Annotated in this window: 17 protein-coding genes and 1 other RNA gene; 11 read left to right on the top strand and 7 right to left on the bottom strand. The window is 72.1% G+C overall.

The features are described from left to right. The first annotated feature begins 5 nt into the window (after window positions 1-5). From N865_RS10130 to N865_RS10110, 5 genes are read left to right on the top strand one after another with little or no spacing between them, the layout of a single operon-like run. The gene (locus tag N865_RS10130; RefSeq protein ID WP_034805032.1) at window positions 6-1,034 is read left to right on the top strand and encodes an aminoglycoside phosphotransferase family protein; all 1,029 of its coding nucleotides are present in this window, start codon (window positions 6-8) and stop codon (window positions 1,032-1,034) included. Further along, complete coding sequence (locus N865_RS10125) at window positions 1,031-2,326, top strand: O-antigen ligase family protein (protein ID WP_034805030.1); 1,296 nt, start codon at window positions 1,031-1,033, stop codon at window positions 2,324-2,326. Before N865_RS10130 ends, N865_RS10125 begins: the two co-directional genes overlap by 4 nt. 1 nt (window position 2,327) lies before the next feature. Next, window positions 2,328-3,611: an oligosaccharide flippase family protein gene (locus N865_RS10120; protein ID WP_034805028.1), complete on the top strand. Its 1,284-nt coding sequence runs from the start codon at window positions 2,328-2,330 to the stop codon at window positions 3,609-3,611. After that, entirely contained in the window at window positions 3,608-4,615 is a 1,008-nt protein-coding gene (locus N865_RS10115; protein WP_034805026.1) for a hypothetical protein, read from the top strand. Before N865_RS10120 ends, N865_RS10115 begins: the two co-directional genes overlap by 4 nt. Before the next feature lie 29 nt (window positions 4,616-4,644). Beyond that, window positions 4,645-5,232: a sugar transferase gene (locus tag N865_RS10110; protein WP_034805115.1), complete on the top strand. Its 588-nt coding sequence runs from the start codon at window positions 4,645-4,647 to the stop codon at window positions 5,230-5,232. Between the two features lie 18 nt (window positions 5,233-5,250). Here N865_RS10110 and N865_RS10105 read toward each other — a convergent pair whose 3' ends face one another. From N865_RS10105 to N865_RS10095, 3 genes are all read right to left on the bottom strand, one after another. After that, window positions 5,251-6,888 (bottom strand): Rieske 2Fe-2S domain-containing protein, encoded by a 1,638-nt coding sequence (locus N865_RS10105; protein WP_084328122.1) that lies wholly within the window; start codon window positions 6,886-6,888, stop codon window positions 5,251-5,253. 139 nt (window positions 6,889-7,027) lie between these two features. Then, window positions 7,028-7,480 carry a hypothetical protein gene (locus tag N865_RS10100; RefSeq protein WP_157557647.1) on the bottom strand — a complete coding sequence of 151 codons (453 nt, stop codon included), beginning with the start codon at window positions 7,478-7,480 and terminating at the stop codon, window positions 7,028-7,030. Between the two features lie 32 nt (window positions 7,481-7,512). Beyond that, the gene (locus tag N865_RS10095) at window positions 7,513-8,931 is read right to left on the bottom strand and encodes a right-handed parallel beta-helix repeat-containing protein (RefSeq protein WP_169735731.1); all 1,419 of its coding nucleotides are present in this window, start codon (window positions 8,929-8,931) and stop codon (window positions 7,513-7,515) included. A 185-nt stretch (window positions 8,932-9,116) separates the two neighbouring features. Between N865_RS10095 and rnpB the strand changes: the two genes are divergently transcribed. Next, window positions 9,117-9,493: RNase P RNA component class A (gene rnpB, locus N865_RS21760), an RNA gene on the top strand. Between the two features lie 193 nt (window positions 9,494-9,686). Further along, window positions 9,687-11,252, top strand: a complete 1,566-nt coding sequence (locus N865_RS10090; protein WP_245603720.1) for an outer membrane protein assembly factor BamB family protein — start codon at window positions 9,687-9,689, stop codon at window positions 11,250-11,252. 110 nt (window positions 11,253-11,362) lie between these two features. On the opposite strand, the gene N865_RS10085 is transcribed toward N865_RS10090, so the two are convergent. After that, complete coding sequence (locus N865_RS10085; RefSeq protein ID WP_034805018.1) at window positions 11,363-11,746, bottom strand: hypothetical protein; 384 nt, start codon at window positions 11,744-11,746, stop codon at window positions 11,363-11,365. 181 nt (window positions 11,747-11,927) lie between these two features. Between N865_RS10085 and N865_RS10080 the strand changes: the two genes are divergently transcribed. The 3 genes from N865_RS10080 (at window position 11,928) to N865_RS10070 (ending at window position 17,430) form a co-directional block, all read left to right on the top strand. Further along, on the top strand, window positions 11,928-14,753 hold the full coding sequence (locus N865_RS10080) for a helix-turn-helix transcriptional regulator (protein WP_157557646.1): 2,826 nt from the start codon (window positions 11,928-11,930) through the stop codon (window positions 14,751-14,753). A gap of 63 nt (window positions 14,754-14,816) precedes the next feature. Continuing rightward, entirely contained in the window at window positions 14,817-15,101 is a 285-nt protein-coding gene (locus tag N865_RS10075; protein WP_034805013.1) for an antibiotic biosynthesis monooxygenase family protein, read from the top strand. A 112-nt stretch (window positions 15,102-15,213) separates the two neighbouring features. Continuing rightward, on the top strand, window positions 15,214-17,430 hold the full coding sequence (locus N865_RS10070) for a PEP/pyruvate-binding domain-containing protein (protein ID WP_034805010.1): 2,217 nt from the start codon (window positions 15,214-15,216) through the stop codon (window positions 17,428-17,430). A gap of 507 nt (window positions 17,431-17,937) precedes the next feature. On the opposite strand, the gene N865_RS10065 is transcribed toward N865_RS10070, so the two are convergent. The 3 genes from N865_RS10065 to N865_RS10055 all read right to left on the bottom strand — a co-directional run bounded on the left by N865_RS10065 (window position 17,938) and on the right by N865_RS10055 (window position 20,554). Beyond that, a complete protein-coding gene (locus N865_RS10065; protein WP_211244887.1) occupies window positions 17,938-18,507 on the bottom strand; it encodes an AAA family ATPase in 570 nt (189 codons plus the stop codon). A gap of 106 nt (window positions 18,508-18,613) precedes the next feature. Beyond that, complete coding sequence (locus N865_RS10060; RefSeq protein WP_034805007.1) at window positions 18,614-20,047, bottom strand: carboxylesterase/lipase family protein; 1,434 nt, start codon at window positions 20,045-20,047, stop codon at window positions 18,614-18,616. A gap of 57 nt (window positions 20,048-20,104) precedes the next feature. After that, a complete protein-coding gene (locus N865_RS10055; RefSeq protein ID WP_034805004.1) occupies window positions 20,105-20,554 on the bottom strand; it encodes a MarR family winged helix-turn-helix transcriptional regulator in 450 nt (149 codons plus the stop codon). A gap of 191 nt (window positions 20,555-20,745) precedes the next feature. On the opposite strand from N865_RS10055, the gene N865_RS10050 reads away from it, so the two are divergent. Then, window positions 20,746-21,432 (top strand): maleylpyruvate isomerase family mycothiol-dependent enzyme, encoded by a 687-nt coding sequence (locus N865_RS10050; protein ID WP_034805001.1) that lies wholly within the window; start codon window positions 20,746-20,748, stop codon window positions 21,430-21,432. The last annotated feature ends 148 nt before the right edge of the window (window positions 21,433-21,580 follow it).

Genomic DNA, 21,580 nt, shown 5'->3' with positions numbered 1-21,580 from the left:
CGGCCATGAGCGCGTCGCCGCCTGACACCGTCGGGGGCGCCACCGGCGTTGCGGTCATTCACGCCGCCGTCCAGGAGGCCGTGCGCGACCACCTCCCCGGGGAGCGCCCGCGCTTGACGGTGGTCGCGATGTCCCGGGACGACAACCCCAAGGCGGTCGTCATGGTGACGCCCGAGCGGGGCGGTCCACCTGTCCTCGCGGTCAAGGTCGCTCTGACGGCCGGGGCGGCGGGGGCCGTGCGGGCCGAGGCCGGGGCCCTCCGGCGCATCGAGGCGATCGACCCGGGCCTCGTCGGGGGGACCGTGCCGCGCCTCCTCGAGCTGCACGACAGCCCCGACGCCACCCTCCTGGTGACCACGGCCTCGTCGGGGCGCCCGATGCTCGTCGAGTATCACGGGTGGCGGCATACGGGACGGCGCCGGACCGTCGAGGCGGACTTCCGCGACGCCGACGAGTGGCTCGGACAGCTCTTCGGGCTCGAGCACCCGACCGCGGCCCAGCCTGCCTGGGATGCTGCCCTCGCCGCTCGGTGGCCTGGGGACGCCGTGGGGGAGAGCGCCGCCGCGGCCTGCAAGGGGGCGCAGGACCGGCTGAGCGGCCTGCTCCGGCCCGCGCACGTCGTCCACGGTGACTTCTGGTGCGGGAACGTGCTGAGGTCGGCGGGCAGGGTGACCGGCGTCGTCGACTGGGAGCATGCCGCCTTCGGTGCCGACCCGGTGTGGGACCGGGTTCGCTTCGCGCTCGCGTACACGCTCTACCTCGACCGCCACACCGTTGCCGGCCGTGCCGTGTTCGGGCACGCCGGGCTCACCTCCGGCCGGTGGGGGGAGCCGCTGAGGTACCTCCTCCGGTCACGTGGGTGGTACCGGGACCTCGTTGCCTCCTTCGTCGAGGCGGACCGGACGGGGCCGAGCCGATACCCGGGCTGGTGGCGCGATGCCGTCCTCGTCGGGATAGCGCAGGTCGCGGCCACGAGCGACGAGGACGGCTTCGCGCTCGAGCACGCGCGACTCCTGGTGGAGCTGGGCTCATGACGACGACCCTGCCCGTCGCGACCGGCGCCCCGGCCGCCACGCGCGCCCCCGGTGCGGTGCGGGGTCTGTTCGCCCTCGCGGTCGTCACGCTGCCGCTGCTCGTCCCGTCGGGTCCGGGGAACACCGCGCCGGCCGACCTGACCATCGCGCTCTCCATCGTCGCGGGACTGATGTGGCTCGTCGGAGTCCGGGCCGGGATCCGCGTTCCGTATCTCGCCGGAGTCTGGATCCTCATGGTTGCCGGCGCCGTGGCAGCGTTCGCGGCGGGGGAGCTCCGGTCCACGCTCGTCATCGGCCAGGACCTCTTCCTCCTGGCGTGGTCCGCGACGATCGCCAGCTGCCTGCTCGCGGACCGCAGCCTCGTCGAGCCACTGACCTCGGCCTGGTGCTGGAGTGGCGCGGTGTGGGCGCTGCTGCTCATCGTGGGCCGACTCGGTGGCCTGCCCTGGCTCGCCGGGATGACCGCGGCCGACGGATCGAGGGCGTCGTTGACCTTCGGCGACCCGAACCTGGCCGGCAACTACTTCGTCGTCTCCCTCTTCTTCGTCCTCGCGGCGAGGCGCCCCAGAGGCATGGTGGCCCGGTGCGGCGCCATCGCCCTCATCGTGACGGCCATCGTCTTCACCGGGTCGAACGGCGCTGTGGTCGGTGCTCTCGTCGGCGGCGCGGTGAGCCTCGTCGTCGGCCTCTCGCGGTCTCGGGGCCCCGCCGTCACGCTTGTCGTCGCGTGCGCGCTCGCTCTCGGCCTCGGCGTCGGCAGCCGCGTCGTCGACCTCGCCGCCCTGCGTCAGAAGGCAGCCGACTCCGGCCCCGTGCTGCACGACTCCCTCGGCCGGAGCGACGAGTCCAGCCGCGAGCGTGAGGTCCTTGTCGCCGAGGGGATCCAGCTGTTCTGGCGCGGTGACCTCCTCGGTGTGGGACCCAGCCGGACCAAGGCGACGCTCGCCGCGGAGGCCGCGCCCTATGTCAAGGAGGCCCACAACGACTATGTGGCGACCATCGTCGAGCGTGGGGCGCTCGGTGGCCTGGGGCTCGTCGTCCTGGTCACCTCGATCGCCGTCAGGTTGCGGCGGGTGTCGGCCCGCGGGACGCCCGAGGACACGGTGATCCCGGCTCCGCACTTCCTCGCAGGGATCGGCGCCGCCTTCCTCGTCTCGGGGGCGTTCTACGAGGTCCTCCACTTCCGCCACCTCTGGGCCTACCTCGGGCTCGTCGCCGGGCTCGACCTGCTGCGCATGAGCGCGACGCCTCGACTGCTCAGGCAGACCAGCCGTCGGGCAGGGGAGGACTGAGATGCTCATGCGCCTCCAGCCGACCGAGCGACTGCGGACGGTCCGGATCCCGGGTCGGGCCGTCCTCGACAACATCTCGGCCCGCCTCATCGCGATCCTCGCCCTCGCGGCCGCGACCGTCGTCGTCGCCCGGGTCGGAGGCGCTGCGGATGTCGGGGTGCTTGCGCTCCTGCGTGTGGTGCCCGGGCTCTTCGGCGTGCTCGCGGCATGCGGCCTCCCAGGGGCCATGGGCTACTTCCTCGCGGGGCCGGAGGGAACGGCGCGGCGGCTCTGGCCGACGATCCTCGCCGTCCTCGCCGCGGGGACCGCGCTCGGCACGGCGGCCTGGTTCGTCCTCCTGCCGGCGATCCACGCGATCCTCTTCCCCACGACGACCACGCTCGTGATGGTCCTCGCGGGCCTGAGCGTGGCGACCCAGCTCCCCGTGGCCGTCGGGAAGTCGAGCCTGCAGGGGCTCGACGACCTCAAGGGCTCGAACGTTGTCACCGCGGCCGAGGAGGTGGCGTTCCTCCCCGCCTTCGCGATCGGCTACCTCCTCGGGCTCCGCGGACCGCTCCTGCTCGTCGTCACGCTCATCGCGGCCGACGTCCTCGTCGCGGCAGGCGCGTGGCTGCGGCTCGGTCACCGGGTCCACGCTCGCGGCATGCGGTTCCTCGGGCGCCCCGACCGTCCGCTGGCCCGACGAGTCGTCACCTTCGGGCTCCTCGGGCAGGTCGGCGGGCTCGTCGGGCTGCTCAACCTTCGCCTGGACTTCCTCGTGCTGGGGTCCATGGCCGGACCCGGCCCGCTCGGCGTCTACGCCGTCGCGTCGAAGTTCGCCGAGCTGGTCAAGCTCCCCGCCCTCGCGGTGACCTGGGTGACCTATCCCCGGGTCGCGCGCCAGGGCGCGGCCGGGGCCTCCCGCGACGTGGCGCGACAGCTCCCATGGCTGCTCGGTCTCGGTCTCGCCGTCGCCGCGGCCCTGGCGCTCGCGGCCTCACCGCTCCTGCCCGCGCTGTACGGGCAGGAGTTCGCCGCCGCGGTGACGCCGGCCGTCATCATCGTCGCCGGTCTCGTCGTCTCGCCGGCTGGTGGTCTCGCGAGCGGGTTCCTCCTCGGGACACGTCGGCCCGGCACGAACTCGGCCGTCCTCGCCGTGGGCCTCGTCGTGACGATCGTGCTCGACCTGCTCCTCATCCCCTCGCAGGGGGTCGTGGGCGCGGCGGTGGCGAGCGCCGTCGCCTATCTCGTCACCGACCTCACCCTTCTCGGCGTCCTCCGACGCCTCATGGCTCGGGCGCGATGAGACGGGCGCTTCGACTCGGGCTCGCGACGCTGACGGTCGCGGTGCTCGCGGCGGGCTGCACGAGCGACGCCCTGCCGGCGACGGGATCGGGGCCGGCCCCGGGCGAGACCACCGCCGCCAGCAAGTACGTCGAGCTGGCGAGCGCGATCGCCGACCGTGGGACCGAGGTCTGGGTCGAGGCGGACTTCGTCAAGGCCTACCTGACCGGTCCGGCCCGGTACCGGCAGGTCCTCGACATCGCGGTCGACCTGGCGCGCCGCACCGGGGCGAAGGGGATCAAGATCGCCGACGAGCTGGGCTACCGCGACGGGAGCACGCCGGCGCAGGACTCGGCGCTCGTGGCGCAGGCGGTGCGCGACGTCCACGCGGCGCTCCCGGGTGGCAAGGTGCTGGTCGACGTCGTCGTGCCGGAACTCGGCTGCCTGGACTGGCAGCCCGTTCCCTCGGCGGAGATGCGGACCTGCGCCTCGATGGCGCGGCTGCGCGACCCCGGTGCCTCCATGGCCGCCGTCGACGGCTACATCGCCTCGGGTCTCGACGTCGTCGACGTCAGCCCCGGGCTGCGGGACGACAGCTGGTATGCCGATCAGGGGCTCGACCGCGACCAGGCGATGCGGCTCAGCTGGCGTGAAGCCGTGCGGCGGTGGGGGAGCCGGACCCGGCTCCAGGCCCGCAAGGCACTGGCCCATCCCGGCGCCTACCCCTGGGACGCTGCCCGGGCCGAGGCCGACGTCCACACCTTCGTCGACATCCCCCTCGAGGAGGGCGCCAAGGCGGTCGACATCTGGACGTGGGCGCAGGTCTACCAGGGCGGCCTCGTCCGGCTCACGGACCCCGGGGCCGCGCCCAACGCGCTCACGCAGGCCTTGCAGGAACGACGGAGAAAGGGGGCGCAGCTGTGGACGCACATGTCGCCATCGACACTTCAGGTCGGCCTCGCCGACGACGTGGCGGTCGCCTCGCAGATGTTCGACGCGGTGTTCGTGGCAGCCGGCACGGGCTAGGGCAGGGCGGACGATCGGGGGTCGGCGGGCTGCGGCGTGCCTGTGACGTCTGCGTCGCCACGCTCGGACTCGTCGTCAGTGCGCCCCTGCTGGGGGTCGCGGCGATCGCGATCCGGCGGAGCAGCCCGGGCCCCGTGCTCTTCCGCCAGCAGCGGGTCGGGGCCGGCGGCCAGCCCTTCACGATCCTCAAGCTGCGGACCATGACCGACGGTGGGGACGGTCCCGACCTCACGGCTCGCGCGGACCCCCGGGTCACTCGGGTCGGCTCGGTGCTGCGCCGCACCTCGGTGGACGAGCTCCCGCAGCTCGTCAACGTCCTTCGCGGGGAGATGACCCTCGTCGGGCCCCGGCCCGAGACGGTAGGGCTCGCCGAGCGCTACCCGACGGACTGCCGGTGGATCCTCCAGTACACGCCGGGTCTGACGGGGCCGGCCCAGATCCGCCTGCGCGACTCGCGTGTGCTGCGGCCCGCGGCCAGCGACCCGGAGCGCTGGTACCTCGAGGAGGTCGTCCCCCGGAGGGTGGCGCTCGACGCCACGTTCCTGCGGGCGCCGACCCTGCGGCATACGCTCAACGTCCTGGTGCAGACGGCGGTGTACCTGCTCCGCCCGGCCTGACGGGCCGCTCGGGTCCGCTCAGGATCCGCCTTGGGCCTCGGCGCCCACGCCCTCCGGAAGGCCCGACGGGATGCCGCTCGCAGGCTCGGTCTCGACCCGCGTGACGCGCAGCGGGTCGCAGCGTGCGTTGAGGCACTCACCCGTGCCGAGGTCGAAGTCGAAGTTGTGGCCGAGGCAGCGCAGCACGCCGTCGTGGGCCACGCCGCCGTGCTGGAGGTCCTCGCCGGCGTGCGGGCAGTAGCGGCTCACGATGTACTCGGTCGTGCCGTCGCGCAGGACGACGGTCTCGTCGGGGTCGCGGTTCGTCTCGTAGGTCTCGACGGCCTCGAGCGCGTCCCGGTCCGCGTGCTTGAGCAGGCCGACGAGGTAGTCGTTGTACACGTCGGGGTCGCGGCTCGCCCTGATGCGCAGGGACAGGAGGAGGTCCTCCCAGCGGATCCGGCCGCGCAGCACGGCATCGAGCCAGCGGGCCTCGACCGTGAGGCGGTAGCCCGGGGCGTCCTCGCCGGGGCGCAGGTCGACCTGGGTTGTCTCGGGCCCGAGGCGCACGTCCCACGTCCCTCCCGCGCGGCCGAGGACCTCGAACCGGACCGTCATCCCGATCCGCTGGAGGAAGTAGTCCGACAGCGAGCCGAGCGCGAGGAAGTGGTCGCGGAACCGCTCGGCGAGACCGCTGTCCGGCTCGGGGTCCGGGTGGGTCGCGTAGATGGCGGCGATCTCGTGCTGGCGGGCCGCCGCGTAGTCGCTCAGGTAGTCGGACGTGTCGTCGAAGGAGAAGTGGGTCCACATCCGGTCCCGCTCGACGGCGCCGGAACCCACATCGAGGCGGTCCCCGGGGAGCAGGTAGAGCGAGGTCTGCTCCGGCAGGCGCTCGCGCAGGAAGTCGAGCGCCTGGGCCTGGTCGGGGAAGATCCCGGGAGGGGTCATCGCGCCGTTGTGGTGGGCGAGGGCGGGGTCGAGGAAGCACGGCGGCCCGGCATACGGGATGACGATCCTGGGCGGCGCCGAGCGCAGGAGCCGCGTCACGGCCTTGAACTTGCCGAGTCGCTTCTCGCCGCTGACCCGCGCAATGACCTCGTCGGCGTAGTCGTAGCAGATCGGGTGCCACGACGCCCCGGACATCTGCACGCCCATGACGTCGATGGGCCGGCCGACCTCCTCGGCGGCGCGGCGCAGCTGGCTGACGCTGAGGCGGGCGTCGTTGGTGTGGAGCACGGCATGGCCGTCGACGTGGACGAGGATCGCCGCGTCGTGGCACATCGGGCTCAGCTCGGGGATGACCGTCACCCAGTCGCCGCGGTCGTTGAGCGCGAGCCGCTCCCAGGCGTCGAGCTCGATGACGACGTTGTCGATGTGCGCACCCGCGATCCGGTTGCGCATCTCGCGCGACGGGTAGCGCGGGATGACGAGCCGCACCGAGGGCGGCAGCCCGCGCAGGAGCGGCAGGTCGAGGTGGTCGAGGTGCTCGTGGGAGATCCCGACCCAGTCGCAGTCGAGCATCTCGTGCGTCCTCATGTGCTCGTTGTCGGGGAACGGGAACCACGAGCCGAGGAAGGCGCCGCCCGGCGAGAGCCAGGGGTCGCAGAGCATGCGCAGGCCGGGTGCGTCGATGCGCAGGCCGGCGTGGCCGAGGGAGGTGACAACCGGTCCGTTCATGCCAGCACCTTTCCCTCCGGGCGCCCGCGCCGACACCGACGCCGGGCCGATCGCGGCCTACGTCACCTGACGGAGGACACCTCACGTCGACGCGTTCTCGGCGTCGGGATCGGCGTCGGGATCGGCGTCGGGATCGGTGTCACGAGTGGCAGGCGAGCCGCAGTGCGACGAGGTCCGAGCGGAGCGTGGCGGCGATGTCCGCGCGGCGATCGGTCGACCCGGAGACGAGGCTGACCCGGAGCGCGGCGAGGTCGTCTGCGGCGTTCTGGAGGGCCTCACGGAGGGTGTCGGACGGTGCCGCGGTCGCGAGACTCGCGGCACGCCCGCGGAGCGCCGAGGCGTCGGAAGGAGTGGCGTGAGCGGACGTCGAGGCGACCATCGGGCTGATCGACGACGCCAGGGCGGCCGCCGTGCTGCAGACGGCACGGACGTCGGGTGCCGCGCCCGGCTGGGCGCTGCCGGCGTAGGCCGCGCCGGTGAGCGCCGCGGCCGCGCCGGCCGCGAGGACGGCCACGCCGGTGAGGACGCCCTTCCTTGGCCGAGGGGACGGAGCGTTCTGTCGCGTGCCGCGTGAGCTGGCTGCTGGCTTCATGATCTGGTCCCGTCTCTGTGTTCGCGGCCGGTTCACGGCTGGTACTCGTAGGCGCCGCGGTCGTCGTAGCTCCGGACGCCGAGTCCGCTGTTGGCGGTCGCCGGGTCGTCGACGCGCGGGTGCGAGGCGGCATCCGTCGCGCTCTGCCCGGGGGCGCTCGAGTTGGCCGAGTCGATGGCGGGCGAGCCGCTCTGCAGCGTGAAGTTCGCCTGGCCGGGGGAGACCCACCTGGGGTCGGCCTGCAGCCCCTGGGCCTCCTGCCCCGACGCGCTCTGGAAGGACGACAGCGACGTGTACGAGGTCGTGCCCCAGACCATCTGCGTGGCGCCGGTGAGGCTGACGTTGACGAGGTCGGAGTCGAGCGTCGTCCCGATCTGCGAGGTGCTGTCGACGCGCATGTTCCCTCGGGTCCGCGGGCACTTCTCCGTGCCGCCCGCGCCGTTCGGGCACGAGACCGCGTTGTCCACGGCGGCGTTGTTCGCGAAGCTGAAGTTCGCGGCCGTCCCCGAGGCGACGCCCTCGAGGTTGATCCCTGCCGCGACGTTGTCGTAGACGGTGTTGCCGACGACCGCGCTGCCGGTCACCCCGTAGTCGTCGATGCCGTGGTCACCGGTGATGCACCCGGCCGTGTTCCCGGTCGTCGGGTGGTTGCAGTTCGTCAGCACCACCGTGGTGAAGCCCTTGTTGTGGTAGCTGACGTTGTTGACGATCGTGTTGCTGTCGCCGCCCGGGTACGACTGGATCCCGGAGTCCTCGTTGTCGTGGACGCGGTTGGCCGACACGACGTTGCCCGGAGCCCGCAGGTCGATCCCGACCGCGTTGCGCACGTAGCCGTAGGCGTTCCACGAGCTCTCGTTGCGGCTGATCTGGTTGCCGGTCGAGCCGTTCGTCAGGTAGATGCCCGAGGCCGAGTTGTTCGTGACGAGGTTGCCTATGACGGACGAGCTCGTCATCGAGTTGAGGTACATCCCGTATGCCGTGTAGCCGCTCACGCGCTGACCTGACGTCTGCACGGTGTTGCCCGCCAGGGTCAGACCGGTCGCGTTGTAGACGTAGATCCCGTTGCTCGTCGTGTTCTGGATCGTGAATCCGGCGACGGTGATCCAGCTCTGGTTCGAGATCGTGAAACCGTGCCTCGGGCCCGAGATCGTCACGGAGGCGCCGTCGGCCGGCTGGAAGATGATGGGCGCGGTGGAGGTCCCGGAGTGCCACGGGGCCACTTCGTCAACGTACGTCCCGGACGAGACGAGGACGGTCTGCCCTGCCAGTGCAACCTTCGCCGCCTTGGCGATGGTGCAGAAGGGCTGTGTGGACGTCCCCGAGCCGCTGTCGGAGCAGTTGGAGCCGCCGACGTAGAGATAGGTCGCCGCCTCGGCCGAGCCGGCGGGGCCGACGGTCAGGGCGAGTGCTGCGATCGGGACGCTGGCCGCGAGCATCGCCCGTGACCTCATTCGAAGATTCGGACGCATGGCCGTTGCCTTTCCCCCTGACCAATGGATCACCCTCAAGTGTCTGGGCCGCGCCCGGGTTGTTCCTCCCGCCGCTGACGGAGCAGGCCCTACGCCCTTTGGTGTAGGCGGGCAGGGCGCGGGTGTGTCCGCGGGTGAGCGGCATACGGCCTATGCTTGGCGACGGATGAGTCGGCCAGACGGTCGCGTCAGGGCCTCGGCCCTGCCGAGGAACGTCCGGGCTCCACAGGGCAGGGTGGTGGCCAACAGCCACCCGGGGTGACCCGCGGGACAGTGCCACAGAAAACAGACCGCCGGGTGCTTCGGCAGCCGGTAAGGGTGAAACGGTGGTGTAAGAGACCACCAGCGCTCCAGGTGACTGGAGCGGCTCGGTAAACCCCACCCGGAGCAAGCCCAGACAGCGCACGCTCGAGACCGGCCCGGTCGAGTGCGCGGGTAGGGCGCTCGAGCCGGCCAGCAATGGCCGGCCTAGATGGATGGCCGTCGCCGCGTCACCGGTAACGGTGGCGCGGAACAGAACCCGGCGTATCGGCCGACTCATCCACTTCGGACCTCCGACCCGAGGCCGCACGCCGCTGCGTCGACGGGAGACCGTGCGTCGCCCGCGGCACGACAGGGCCCCGAACGAGGTCGTCCGAGTCCGCAACATCGCTCGATCGAGTGATGTGACGACGTGGCCAGCCCTCTCACCATGAGACTGCGCGCGCCGTCCGGCGCCGCTGGATGCAGGAGGCAATGTGAAGTCTTCACGCGCCCTGCTGGCGGCTGCGACAGCCGCACTGCTCGGCATGGTCATCATCGCTCCATCGACCGCGGCCACTCGTACCGACTCGTGGAGCTCGTGGGGGTACGACACCTCCAACAGCCGATACAACCCCGGCCCCGGTCTCGGCGTCGGCAATGTCGGCTCTCTCTCCGTCAAGTGGAGGACACCGACGGCCGGCAACGTGTCCGCGACCCCGGCCGTCGAGAACGGCGTCGTCTACGTCCCGGACGACGCCGGGTTCCTCTACGCCATCGACGCGTCCACGGGCGCGGTGAGATGGCAGACCAGCATCGCTACGCTCACGGGAGTTCCCCGGGACTACGCGCGGGCCACGCCGGCCATCGCGGGTGACCTCCTCGTCCTGGGCGACCAGGCCGGTAAGGCGCTCAGCCCCGACGGATACCTGCTCGGCATCAACAAGGCGACCGGCGCGCTGGTCTGGAAGACCACCGTCGCAGGCGGGTACCCGATCTTGACGCAGTCGGCGACCGTCGTCGGCGGCACCGCGTACATCGGAGTCGCATCCTACGAAGAGGCTCTCGTGCGGTTCGGGTTCCCGCTCACCTTCCGGGGCAGGATGCTCGCCGTCGACGCCGCGACCGGCACCATCAAGTGGAGCACCGACACCGTGCCCGACGGCTACACCGGCGGCTCGGTCTGGGGGTCCGCTCCCGCCGTCGACTTCAAGCGCGGCTCGCTCTACATCTCGACGGGGAACAACTACTCGATCCCGGCCTCGGCGACTGCATGCCTGTCGAGCGCTCCCGACGACGTGGCACGCGCGGCCTGCATCCCGGCCAGTGACATGTTCGACGCGATCGTCTCGCTGGACCTGGCCACGGGTGCCGTGAAGTGGGTCATGCGCGCCCTTCCGAGTGACGCATGGAACCTCGCCTGCGGCATCCCGTTCCTGCCCGGCTTCACGGACCCGACACCCGCCTGCCCGAGCGATCCCGGACCCGACTTCGACTTCGGCCAGGCTCCGACGCTCTACAAGGTGAAGGGCACGGAGTACGTCGGCGCCGGGCAGAAGTCCGGCAGGTACTGGGCCGTCAACCCGGACACCGGAGCCGTGCTGTGGTCGACGCAGGCAGGCACTGGCGGCGTCTCGGGCGGGCTCCAGTGGGGTTCTGCGGTCGACGGCATACGGGTCTACACGGCCAACGCCAACAGCGAGTCCAAGCCGTGGACGCTCAAGGACGGCACGGTGACCAACGCCGGTGGGTGGTCAGCTCTCGACGCTGCGACGGGTCGGGTCCTGTGGACCACAGCAGCGCCCACCGGAGCCGGCGCCCCTGCTGCGGTGACCGCCGTCGACGGTGTCGTCTTCGGCTGTTCCGCCGACGCCGACGGGCACATGTACGCCCTGAAGGCGTCCTCCGGAGGGGTCCTCTGGGACTACGCCTCGGGTGACTCGTGCTACTCGGGGCCGTCGGTCGTCGACGGCGCCGTGTACTGGGGAACCGGCTACACGGTGCTTCCCCCGGATCCACGTCCGGGCGGGGCGCTCTACGCGTTCAGCGTGAACGGCAGGTAGCAGCACGACATGCGGCGCCCGCCCTCCGGCCGGACCTGACACCACGGAGGGCGGGCGCCCGCTGCGTCGCGACGACCCACCGCATTGTGCGCGGCGCGCGGCGCGTCCGCTCAGGGCCCGACCTGCCCGACCTGCCCGACCTGCCCGGCGCGGTCGATGTCGAAGTCGAGCAGAGGCACCGCTGTCGGGAACCCGTCCTCGAGGGCGATGCCGTGGACGTCGTGGATGTGCTCGCGGAACCAGCGGTCGAAGGGCTCGGCCGACCCGGCGATGGCGGCAAGCGCGGCACCGATGTCGTCGGCCTCGATGTAGACCACGGCGAGGTCGCCGTTCGGCGTCGACTGGAGCCACACCGACTCCTTGGTGATCCCTGCACGTCGGCGAGCGTCCTGGTAGGCCTCCTTCCGCCTGCCACGCCAGCACGACTCCATCGCGAGGCGGTCGATCTCCGTCTTCCCCGGCCGCAGTGGTGCCGCGAACGCGATGGCTGGCATGAGGGTCTCCTCCCGATCGTGGTAACCCGATGACGGCGAACATACGGGACGAACCGGGCGGCAACATCACTCGATCGTGGTATGCCGTCCACGCGCCGGCGGAGCATCGCCCCCGACCAGGCTCGGCGTCGCCCCACGCATCTTCTGGACGCCGGTCGTCACGCTCGGGCAGGCTGTGGACGTGTCCCCGGACGAGGGCGTCGTTGGGCGCGCGGCTGAGCTGGCGGCCGCCGCCGCCGCCGTCCGCGCGCTCGGCGAGTCGAGGGCGTCGGCCCTGCTCATCGAGGGGGAGGCCGGCATCGGAAAGACCCGTCTGGTGCAGGCGGTCGAGGCGCAGGCACGCGCTTCTCAGGTGACCGTGTTCCACGGCCAGGCGCACCCCTTCGAGCGGACCCACCCATTCGGGCTGGTCGTGGGTGCGCTCGACCTGAGGATGCGCTCATCCGACGCTCGCAGAGCCGCGGTCGCGTCGCTGCTGGCCCGCGACGGCGGCGGCGCGGAGCACGGGGCCGGTGACCTGCAGTACCGGGTCGTCGAGGAGGTCGTCGACCTCGTCGAGGCCTCGTGTGCCGAGCATCCGGTCCTGCTGGTTGCCGAGGACGTCCACTGGGCGGACCCGGCGAGCCTGTCGGCGATCTCGGCTGTCGTGCGGCGTATGCCGTTCTCGCCAGTCCTCGTCGTCGTGACGGTCCGGCCGTCGCCGCTGTCTGCGGAGGTGGCGCGGCTGCTCGAGGACCTCGCCTCGGCCGGCGCCCGCACTCTCCGGCTCGCCCCGCTGCTGCCTGATGACGTCGTCGCCCTCGCGGCCCTCCAGATCGGCGGGCCACCCGGTCCAGCCCTGACCACCCTGCTCGACAAGGCCGGCGGCAACCCGTTGTGGGCACGGGCGCTGTTGCGGTCACTGGCCGACGAAGGAATGCTCGTCCGGGCCGGGGACAGCGTCGAGGCGACGAGCTCGGAGCTGCCCACGTCGTTGAGCGATCTCGTCGTGCGACGGCTGCGAGAGCTGCCGCCCACGACGCTCGAGCTGCTCCAGGTGACGGCGGTGCTCGGTGATGCCGTGCGGGTCCGCGACCTCGTCGCGGTCGCCCGCCGGCCGCCCGCGCAGGTCGCCGAGATGCTCGCCGACGCCTTCGATGCCCAGCTCCTCGACGAGGCCGACGACCGTGTCGTGTTCCGACACCAGCTCGTCCACGGCGCCATCTACCGGCGCATCCCGGCGCCGACCCGTCGCGTGCTCCACCGTGAGGCCGCGGTCGCCCTCATGTCCGCGGGCGCCGACCGGCTGGACGTGGCCGACCACCTGGTGCTCGGGTCCGAGCGGGGTGACGACGAGGCGGTCACCTGGCTGCGGGACGCCGCGCGAGACGCCTCGCCCGGTGCGCCGAGCGTGAGCGTCGAGCTGCTGCGCCGGGCCGAGGCGTTGCTCCCGCGCGGGCACGCCGACGGCGACCTGGTCTCGGTCGAGGTCGTCGAGGCACTGCTTCGCGCGGGACTGGTGGAGGAGGCATCGAGCAGGGCGGAGGCGGTGCTCGCGCGGAGCCACTCGGCCGCGGTGGACACGAGGCTGCGCCTCGCCTTCCTCGGTGCGCTGGCCCTGCAGAACCGCGCCGCCGAGGTCATCACCGTCGCGCAGGACCTCCTCGCCGAGCCGACCCGGCTCCGGCCCGTCGAGCAGGTGCCGGTGCTCACTCAGCAGAGCTGGGCCCTGACGTACTCGGGGGATCCGGCCGCGGGCGAGTCCGCCTCCCGTCGAGCGGTGGAGATCGCCGAGGGCGCGGGGGTGGGCGCGCTGACGGCGTGGGCCCTGACGGCACTGCTCGTCGCGGTGGGGCGGCAGGGCCGGTTCGACGAGGCGCTCGTTCTCGCCCGTCGCGCCGCGTCCTTCGCCGCGGACTCGTCCGGTACCGGACAGCTACCGCTTCAGCCGAAGCTCTTCCTCGGCCTCGCGCTCTTCGACTGCGACCGCGTCACCGAAGCGCGGGCGGCCTACCGGGAGGCGCTGGACGACGAGTTCGGCTCCGGGTGGTGGCTCGCCGAGACGTTGATGGCCGACGCGGAGGCGTGCTTCGAGATCGGCGCCTGGGAGGATGCGGGTCCGCGGCTCGTCGCCGGCGGAGAGGCCGCTCGTGAGAAGCACCACCCACTGCTGCTGTCGCAGTCACTCGCCTACCAGACCGTCATCGCGACGGCGGTGGGCGATCTCGAGGGGGCGCAGGCGCTGGCGTCCGGGCTCGCCGGGTCCCTCGAGGGCGAGGCGCTCAGCTACAACGCCGGCATCGTCGCGTTCGCGCTGGCCGGGCTCCGGGCCGCGCAGGGTGACCACCCAGGCGCCTACGAGCTGCTGCTGCGGTGCTGGAGGTACGACGCGGAGCGCGGGAGCGTCTTCTACCACCGACGGCTGGCGCCCGATCTCGTTCGCCTGGCCATGGCCTCGGACCAGCGGGCCGTGGCTGCCGAGGTCGCCGATGCGGTCACGGCCGCGGCCGCGCTCGCACCAGAGGTCTCGACCGTGCGCAGTGTCGCCCTGAGGTGCAGGGCACTCGTGGACGACGACGTCGACCCGGCCCTGGAGGCGGTGGCCCTGGCCCGGCGCTCGACGCTCCTGCTCGAGCACACCGGTGCCTGTGAGGATGCCGCGAGCCTGTTGGCCCGATCCGGGCGGACGGACGAGGCGACGGTGCTGCTCGCGGAGGCTCTCGAGCGGTTCGAGCACGCCGGTGCAGACGCCTGGGCGGGACGGGTCCGAGCGCGCATGCGCGGCCTCGGCGCCCATCCCGGGTCCCGCGGCTCGCGGCACCGGCCGGCGACGGGATGGGAGAGCCTCACGGCGACCGAGCGGGCGGTCTCCGCCCTCGTCGCGGAGGGGATGACGAACGGCGCCATCGCGCGGCGCCTCTACATCTCCCCGCACACCGTCAACACGCACCTCCGACACATCTTCGCCAAGCTCGGTGTGTCGAACCGCGTCGCCCTCGCCGGCATGGTGCATCGCGCGATCGAGTGATGTCTCCGGCTGGGCCGTGCCGCAGGATCGGTCGCATCAGGCCCGTGCCGCAAGGAGGAGCTCATGCCCATCAGGGTGATCGTCCAGTTCGAGGCCAAGCCCGGGAGGAGGACCGAGCTGCGGGAGCTGCTCGAGACCATCTCTGCGACTCACGGGCCCAGCGCCCCCGGCTTCCTCGGCAGCACCGTGTACGAGACGCTCGACAGCACTGACGGACTGGTCGAGATCGCCGACTGGGAGTCCGCCTCGGCGCAGTCGGATGCGGTCCAGAGCGCAACGGCCGCGGGGATCTACGCGCCGGTCGTCGAGCTGGTGGCGGGCCCGTTCACGGCGACCCGGGTCGGCTGACCGGACCGCGGACGCGCCACGGCCGTTCACGACAGAGTCCCGGACGGTGGCGCCCGCCGGAGACGCGGGCGACGGCTGGCCTGCTCGATGCAGCTGGGCATGGGAGGTAGCAGTGGAAGACGCAGCACGGGGGGCGCGGGACGCCGCCTCGACCCTGGCCCCGGCGCACGTGCGCCGACTGGAGGACCTCGGCGACGACGCTGCGGGGACCGTAGGCCACAAGGCGGCCAACCTCGGGCTGCTCGTTCGGCGGGGCTTCCCCGTCCCGGACGGTGTTCTGGTGACGGCCGGCGAGCCGGAGGAGGCGCTCCCCGACCGGGTGTCCGAGGCGCTCTCGGTGCTCGGCGAGGGTCCCCTGGCCGTGAGGTCCTCTGCGATTGCCGAGGACCTCGGGGACGCGTCCTTTGCCGGGCAGTACGAGACCGTGCTCGGCGTGTCCGGCCCGTCCGCCGTGCTCGACGCGGTGCGCCGGGTCCGGCAGTCGGCCCACGACGAGCGGGTCGTCGCCTACAGGCGTGCGCACGGCCCCGAGGGCCAGGAGGGTGTGGCGGTGCTCCTCCAACGCATGGTCACCTCCGAGGTCTCCGGTGTCGCGTTCACCGCGAACCCCCTCACCGGCGCCCGCCAGGAGACCGTCGTCACCGCGACGCGTGGCCTGGGCGAGGTGCTGGTCGACGGCGAGGCGGCCGGCGAACAGTGGGTCGTGCGCGGCGACCACGCCCTTCGCGACCGACGCGCACCGACTGCGGTCCTCACCGAGGAGCAGGCCCTCGCCGTGGCCGAGCTCGCGCGACGAGTCCAGGCAGTCTTCGACGACGTGCCGCAGGACATCGAGTGGGCCTTCGCCGGGGGCAGGCTCCACCTCCTGCAGGCGCGCCCGATGACGGCCCTGCCTGACCCGGTCCGCTGGGAGTCGCCGCTGCCCGGCGGGTGGACCCGCAACTTCCGGATCGGGGAGTGGCTGCCCGAGCCCGTCACCCCTCTCTGCGACACCTGGCTGCTCGCGCGGATGGAGGCGCGGTACGCGCAGGTGTCGCGCGAGCGGCTCGGGGTCTACCCGCCGCTGCCGCTGCACGTGACGATCAACGGGTGGTACTTCCACTCGCCACTCGGGTCCGGGGGGCTGCGGCCGATGCTCGGCATCGTGAGGCGACCGCGGATCCTGTGGGCGCTCGTCCGGAGCCGCAGACCCGACGTCGGGGAACGAGTGGTCTGGGCTCGGGAGACCTCCCATTGGCGGGACGAGCTGTTGCCGCGCTACCGCGCCCTCGTCGAGCGCCGGAGCGCGGACGTGGAGTCCGCGGACGATGTGGGGCTGTCGGCGATCATCGATGAGGTCGCCGACGCCGCCGGCGAGTATCTGCAGTCGATCTCGTCAGTCGGCGGCTACGCCTGGAAGGTCGAGGGTGTCCTCGCCGACTTCTACGCGCGCCATCTGCGACCGACCTTGGGAGGGAGCCACCAGACGTTGGTCTCGGGTCTCGAGCAGCCGCGCGCCCTCGACCCGCACGCCATTCAGAGCCTCGACTGGTTCCGGCCCACCGCCGGTGAGCTCGGGATCCCGGGCGGCGTGCCACGTGCCCACGCCGCGCTCGTCGAGGAGCGGCGACGCGCCGAGGAGGCCTGCCGTGGCGCCCTGGCGCCGAAGCAGCGAGCGGACTTCGATCGGATCCTGGCCCTGGCGCAGAAGTACGCCCGGATCCGCGAGGAGCAGGTCCCGGACCTGACGCTCGGCTGGCCCCTCATGCGGCGGGCGCTCGCTCGGCTGGGTGAGTCGTGCGTTCGCCGTGGGGTGATCGGTCATGCCGAGGACGTGTACTTCCTCGAACGGGAGGAGCTCTTCGCGGACGAGTCCCGTGCCTCGTCGGTCGCCGAACGTCGCACGCTGTGGGCGCGGAACAGGAAGCTGTGCCCGCCGCTGCTGGTCGGGACGCTTCCGAGGTTGGTCCAGAAGATGCAGGACGACGCGTTCGCCCCGATGCGCGAACCCGCGGAGCGACGCCCCGGCATGCTCGAGGGCATGCCGGCGAGCGCAGGCCGTGCCACGGGCGTCGCGCGCGTGATCCTCGACCTGGCCGACACCGACCGGCTCGCGGCCGGTGAGGTCCTCGTCACGAGCGCGACGACACCGGCCTGGACGCCCCTGTTCGCCCGAGCAGCGGCGGTCGTCACGGACGGCGGCAGCCTGGCGGCCCACGCGTCCCTCGTCGCCCGCGAGTACGGCATACCGGCCGTCGTGGCCGTCGGCGACGCCACCCAGCGCATCAGCGACGGTCAGCGCGTCACGGTCGACGGAGGTGCGGGCCTGGTCGAGGTCCATACGACGTAGCGGCGACCGCGGGCTGCAGCCGTGGGCGTCGGCTACGGCAAGGTCGCCAGCGCTGGTGCCGTCCACGGCCTGCTGCTCCACCGAGACCAGAACATCCGACTCATCGGCCACGACACCAACGGCCTCCCCGAGGAGACCATCGACGGCCACGGGAGAGCATCTGGGTCTCGACGTTCGTCGACTGGCTGACGGTCCAGAAGGGCGCGATCACCGAGGCAGACGCCGACGTGTACGCGTCCTCGCCGTCGGTGCCGACCACAGCCTTGGCAGGTCCGTCGGCACCCAGGTCGAGCAGTATGCCGCCGACGTCACGATCGCGGTCGTGCCCGACTCGGGACACTGGATCTGGGAGGAGCAGCCCGCCGTCATGACCCGGATGACCCTGTCCTTCATGGGCTGACGTTGCGAGTCATCGAAGGCGCCCCAGCGACCGCTGGGACGCCTTCGCTCACGGAGGGAGACGTATGCCGCTGGGCCAGCACGCGGGGGATGCCGGCATACGGCCGATCAGGTTTCCGCGCGAGGAGCGATGATGGGCAGGGTCGGCCAGCGACTGCTGGCCCAGGCCGGCCAGCTCGCGTGCCCAGCCGGTGGGGAGGGGATGGGGCCGTTGCTCAGCTCGTTCGGGCTGGGCGCCTCGAAGGACGCGAGGTAGCGGTCATGGTCGTGCTCGGTCATCTCGAAGGTCGTGTGGGGAGCCTGCAGCCACCTCTGGGTGGCACGCCGGCGGCGATCACGCTCGTCCGCCTCGACGTACTCCAGCTTGAAGTCGGCTCCTGCCGCCTCGGCGATCGCTCGGATGGCATACCGCTCCTCGGGAGACCAGCAACCGAAGTCGAGAACGACACCCGAGCCGCTGGCGAGCACCTCGTGCGCCACCCAGATCATCCGGCCTTCGACGATGTCTCGACGACCATCGGCATCGCTGTGGCCGAAGAGCGGTGCCATCCACTCGTCCGGTGTCAGGCGGAGGATCCGATGGGCTGACGCGAGCGCCTTGGCGCGAGTGGTCTTGCCCACCCCGGGCAGACCGACGGTCAGGAACAAGGTGCGGAAGGGCATCACATCGACAACCATGCCCTCCCCCGGAAACGTGGTGCGCAGGCGGGGGGCATCGCCACCGCCCCCGACGCCACACGGCATACGTCGGGCCGAAGACCGACGCAGGCCCGCGGAGGCCCTGCTACGTCAGGTCGAGCACGTCCGGGCGCTCCCGCCAGATCTGGCGGGAGACCTGCTCGGGATAGGACGTGACGACCGGCTCGATGTCGAAGAGCCGCGTCGCCCCGGTGTCGTAGGTCGGCCAGCCCGGGTCGCCGGTCGTCGCGAACGCCGTCCAGGCGTGGCGCATCTGCTCGGACAGCGCCACTGCCTCCGGGGTGGGGTCGCCGATCAGCATCGCGGGTTGACCAGCGGTGAGGTTGCCGAACACCAGTGGCACGTCGAGGCCGTGACAGGCGCCCAGCACGCCGCCCATCCCCGGAGCGGGCCAGGTCAGCTCGTACAGGTAGGCGAGGCCCCCTGCCTCGATCTGGGCCTCGGTGAGGTGCAGGGACGGCATCCTGAAGAGCCAGTCCGAACGCACCACCTCGTCCAGCTCCTGGGGGTCTGGGAAGTGCTGCCGGTAGGCCTGCGGATCGGGCCCGAAGACCTCGGAGGCCTCGATGGCCTCCGCCTGGGTCACCTCGCCCAGCCGTCCACTGAGGGCGGTGAGCAACCGCTGTTCGTGACGCGTGTGACCGACCATCAGCGGGACCTGGCCGGTCAGTCCTGCCCACGGAGTGGTGGGCAGGACGTCACCGTCGACGATCAGCGCGAAAGGGATCAGGGCGTGCGCCGCGCGGCCCCAGCGGTCCGCGAACTGCCCCATCGTGGCGCCCACGGCGTCACCGGCGGCGGCCAGCAGTCCGGGATCCACGGTCGACAGCTCCTCGGGCGAGAGGCCGAGCTCGGAGGCGCACACGCGGGTGATGTCGGCAGCGAGGTCCGGCGTGAAGAAGACCCCCGGGACGCTCTGGGCGATGGCCCGCTGGAAGAGGCCGGCCGCCTGCGGCATCGCGAGCAGGGCCGCCACCGACCCACCACCCGCGGACTGACCGAACAGGGTCACCCGCTCGGGGTCGCCACCGAAGGCGCCGATGGTGTGCTGGACCCACTCGAGCGCGGCGACCTGGTCGAGCAGGCCGCGGTTGACCGGCATCCCCTCGACGTATCCGAAGCCTTCGAACCCGACCCGGTAGTTGAAGGTCACCACGACGACACCGCCCCGGGCGAGGTTGCCGCCGTCGTACTCGGGCAGGCCGGACCTGCCGAACACGTAGGCGCCACCCTGGATCCACACCATCACCGGCAGGCGGCCGCCGAGGTCGGGCGACCAGACGTTGACGGTCAACCAGTCGTCGCCCTCGTCGCCCAGGGCATCCATGCCGAACGCGCCCGACTGCGGGGGCGGGGGCCCGAACCTCAGTGCCTCACGCACCCCGTCCCAGCGGGCACCCGGCTGCGGCGCGCCGAGGCGAACGGGCAGTGCGGCATACGGGATGCCTCGGAAGACGGCGAGCCCCCGCTCGGTCACCCCGCGAACGGCTCCTGCGCCGGTGGCGATGTCGATGTGCACAGCCCCATCGTCCTCAGGGTCGCCACCCGCTCACCACCCCTTTGCGCAGCGCCTGGCTCACGCCTGGTGGGGAGGCCGGTGCGGATCGGTGACCTCGCGCAGGGCGGTCAGGGCATCGCGGAGCTGGTCCATGCGCTCCGCGCCGAGGTGTGCCCGCCACTCCGCCTCGATGCGCGCTTCCTCGGCGCGCGCGATCGGGAGCACGGCCAGCGCGCGGGACGTGAAGCGGACGAGGCGTGCCCTCCCGTCGGAGGGGTCGGGCACGCGCTCGACATAGCCGGCCCGCTCGAGCTTGTCGACGAGGGCCGTGGCGGTCTGCTTGGCGATCTGGCCCCGGTCGGCCAGGGTGCTGAGGCGGCTGCCATCGGGCTCCATGCCCATCATCAGCCGGCCCTGCGCGAGGGTCAGGTCCGTGAAGCCCGCCTCCTGGACCGCCCTGAAGATCCGCTCCGATGCAGCGCGGGAGGCGATGAACATGAGCAGGCTGGTCGGCAGGTCGCGCGTCATGTGGCCCCTTGCGGTAGTTCTATGATCGAACTAGATTGGTTCGATCGTAGGACTAGTTTAGCGAGGGAGGGCGCGGTTGGAGCGGAGGTCCTCGGCCGGTTCTCCACCGCCTTCGGCGAGCTCGTCTCGACCAGTGGCGGTGTCCGAGCCCGGCCGAGGCGCCCCCCTGTCTTTCCCTGAGGAGGTAGAGGATGACCGACGTGGGAGACGAGCAAGCGGACACCGTGTGGGCCGCCATCGACGACCAGCGCCGACGCACCGCCGACCTGCTGGAGCAGCTGACCGATGATCAGTGGCGGCAGCCCTCGCTCTGCGAGGGCTGGACGGTTCGCGACGTCGCGGCTCACCTGACCCTGCAGCAGCAGCGCGTCCGCGACCTCGGGGCGTTCATCGCCCTCAACCCGAGGATGCTGCGCAGCGTCACCCTGAACCGGACGATCCACGACTCGGCCGTAGTCCAGGCGCGGCTGCCGACCTCCGAGATCATCGGTCGGATCAGGGCCATGATCGGGTCGCGACGGCACAACGCCTTCGTGACGCCGCTGGAGACGCTGACCGACATCCTCGTGCACAGCCAGGACATCGCCGTGCCGCTCCGCCTGGACCTCGAGATGCGGCCGACGGCGAGCGCCATCGCCGCGACGCGCCGGTGGGATACCCGACGCACGTGGATGTCCGGCGTGTTCCGCCCACTGCCGCTCGAGGGCTACCGCCTCACGGCAACCGACGCCGAGTGGACGCGGGGGCAGGGCGCCGAGGTGGCCGGGCCGATCGGCGCGCTGCTGCTCCTGCTCACCGGCCGGAGCAGTGCAGCGCTCGACCGGCTCTCCGGGGACGGTGCCGACGCGCTTCGCGTGCAGCGGTCCACGTTCCGGTGACAGCAGGCCGGACCTGACCGCCGGGGCGATGTCGGCGGTCAGGTCGGTGGTGTGCGGCGGCGCGTTCTCGCGGGCCGGTCAGGCGGAGTGACCGCAGCGAGGACACGTGCAGTCCTCGCACGCGCAGGTGTCACAGGTGCAGCCCTCG

Origin of the sequence: Intrasporangium oryzae NRRL B-24470 (assembly GCF_000576595.1) — a bacterium.
In the GTDB taxonomy this organism is placed as follows: domain Bacteria; phylum Actinomycetota; class Actinomycetes; order Actinomycetales; family Dermatophilaceae; genus Intrasporangium_C; species Intrasporangium_C oryzae.
The sequence above is the reverse complement of the archived record's forward strand: the minus strand, read 5'-3'. Positions and strand labels throughout refer to the sequence as shown.

Bases quoted from the DNA above. Each gene is read 5' to 3' on its own strand.
- N865_RS10130 (WP_034805032.1), top strand. From the start codon at position 6: ATGAGCGCGTCGCCGCCTGACACCGTCGGGGGCGCCACCGGCGTTGCG.
- N865_RS10125 (WP_034805030.1), top strand. From the start codon at position 1,031: ATGACGACGACCCTGCCCGTCGCGACCGGCGCCCCGGCCGCCACGCGC.
- N865_RS10120 (WP_034805028.1), top strand. From the start codon at position 2,328: ATGCTCATGCGCCTCCAGCCGACCGAGCGACTGCGGACGGTCCGGATC.
- N865_RS10115 (WP_034805026.1), top strand. From the start codon at position 3,608: ATGAGACGGGCGCTTCGACTCGGGCTCGCGACGCTGACGGTCGCGGTG.
- N865_RS10105 (WP_084328122.1), bottom strand. From the start codon at position 6,888: ATGAACGGACCGGTTGTCACCTCCCTCGGCCACGCCGGCCTGCGCATC.
- N865_RS10100 (WP_157557647.1), bottom strand. From the start codon at position 7,480: ATGAAGCCAGCAGCCAGCTCACGCGGCACGCGACAGAACGCTCCGTCC.
- N865_RS10095 (WP_169735731.1), bottom strand. From the start codon at position 8,931: ATGAGGTCACGGGCGATGCTCGCGGCCAGCGTCCCGATCGCAGCACTC.
- N865_RS10085 (WP_034805018.1), bottom strand. From the start codon at position 11,746: ATGCCAGCCATCGCGTTCGCGGCACCACTGCGGCCGGGGAAGACGGAG.
- N865_RS10075 (WP_034805013.1), top strand. From the start codon at position 14,817: ATGCCCATCAGGGTGATCGTCCAGTTCGAGGCCAAGCCCGGGAGGAGG.
- N865_RS10065 (WP_211244887.1), bottom strand. From the start codon at position 18,507: ATGGTTGTCGATGTGATGCCCTTCCGCACCTTGTTCCTGACCGTCGGT.
- N865_RS10055 (WP_034805004.1), bottom strand. From the start codon at position 20,554: ATGACGCGCGACCTGCCGACCAGCCTGCTCATGTTCATCGCCTCCCGC.
- N865_RS10050 (WP_034805001.1), top strand. From the start codon at position 20,746: ATGACCGACGTGGGAGACGAGCAAGCGGACACCGTGTGGGCCGCCATC.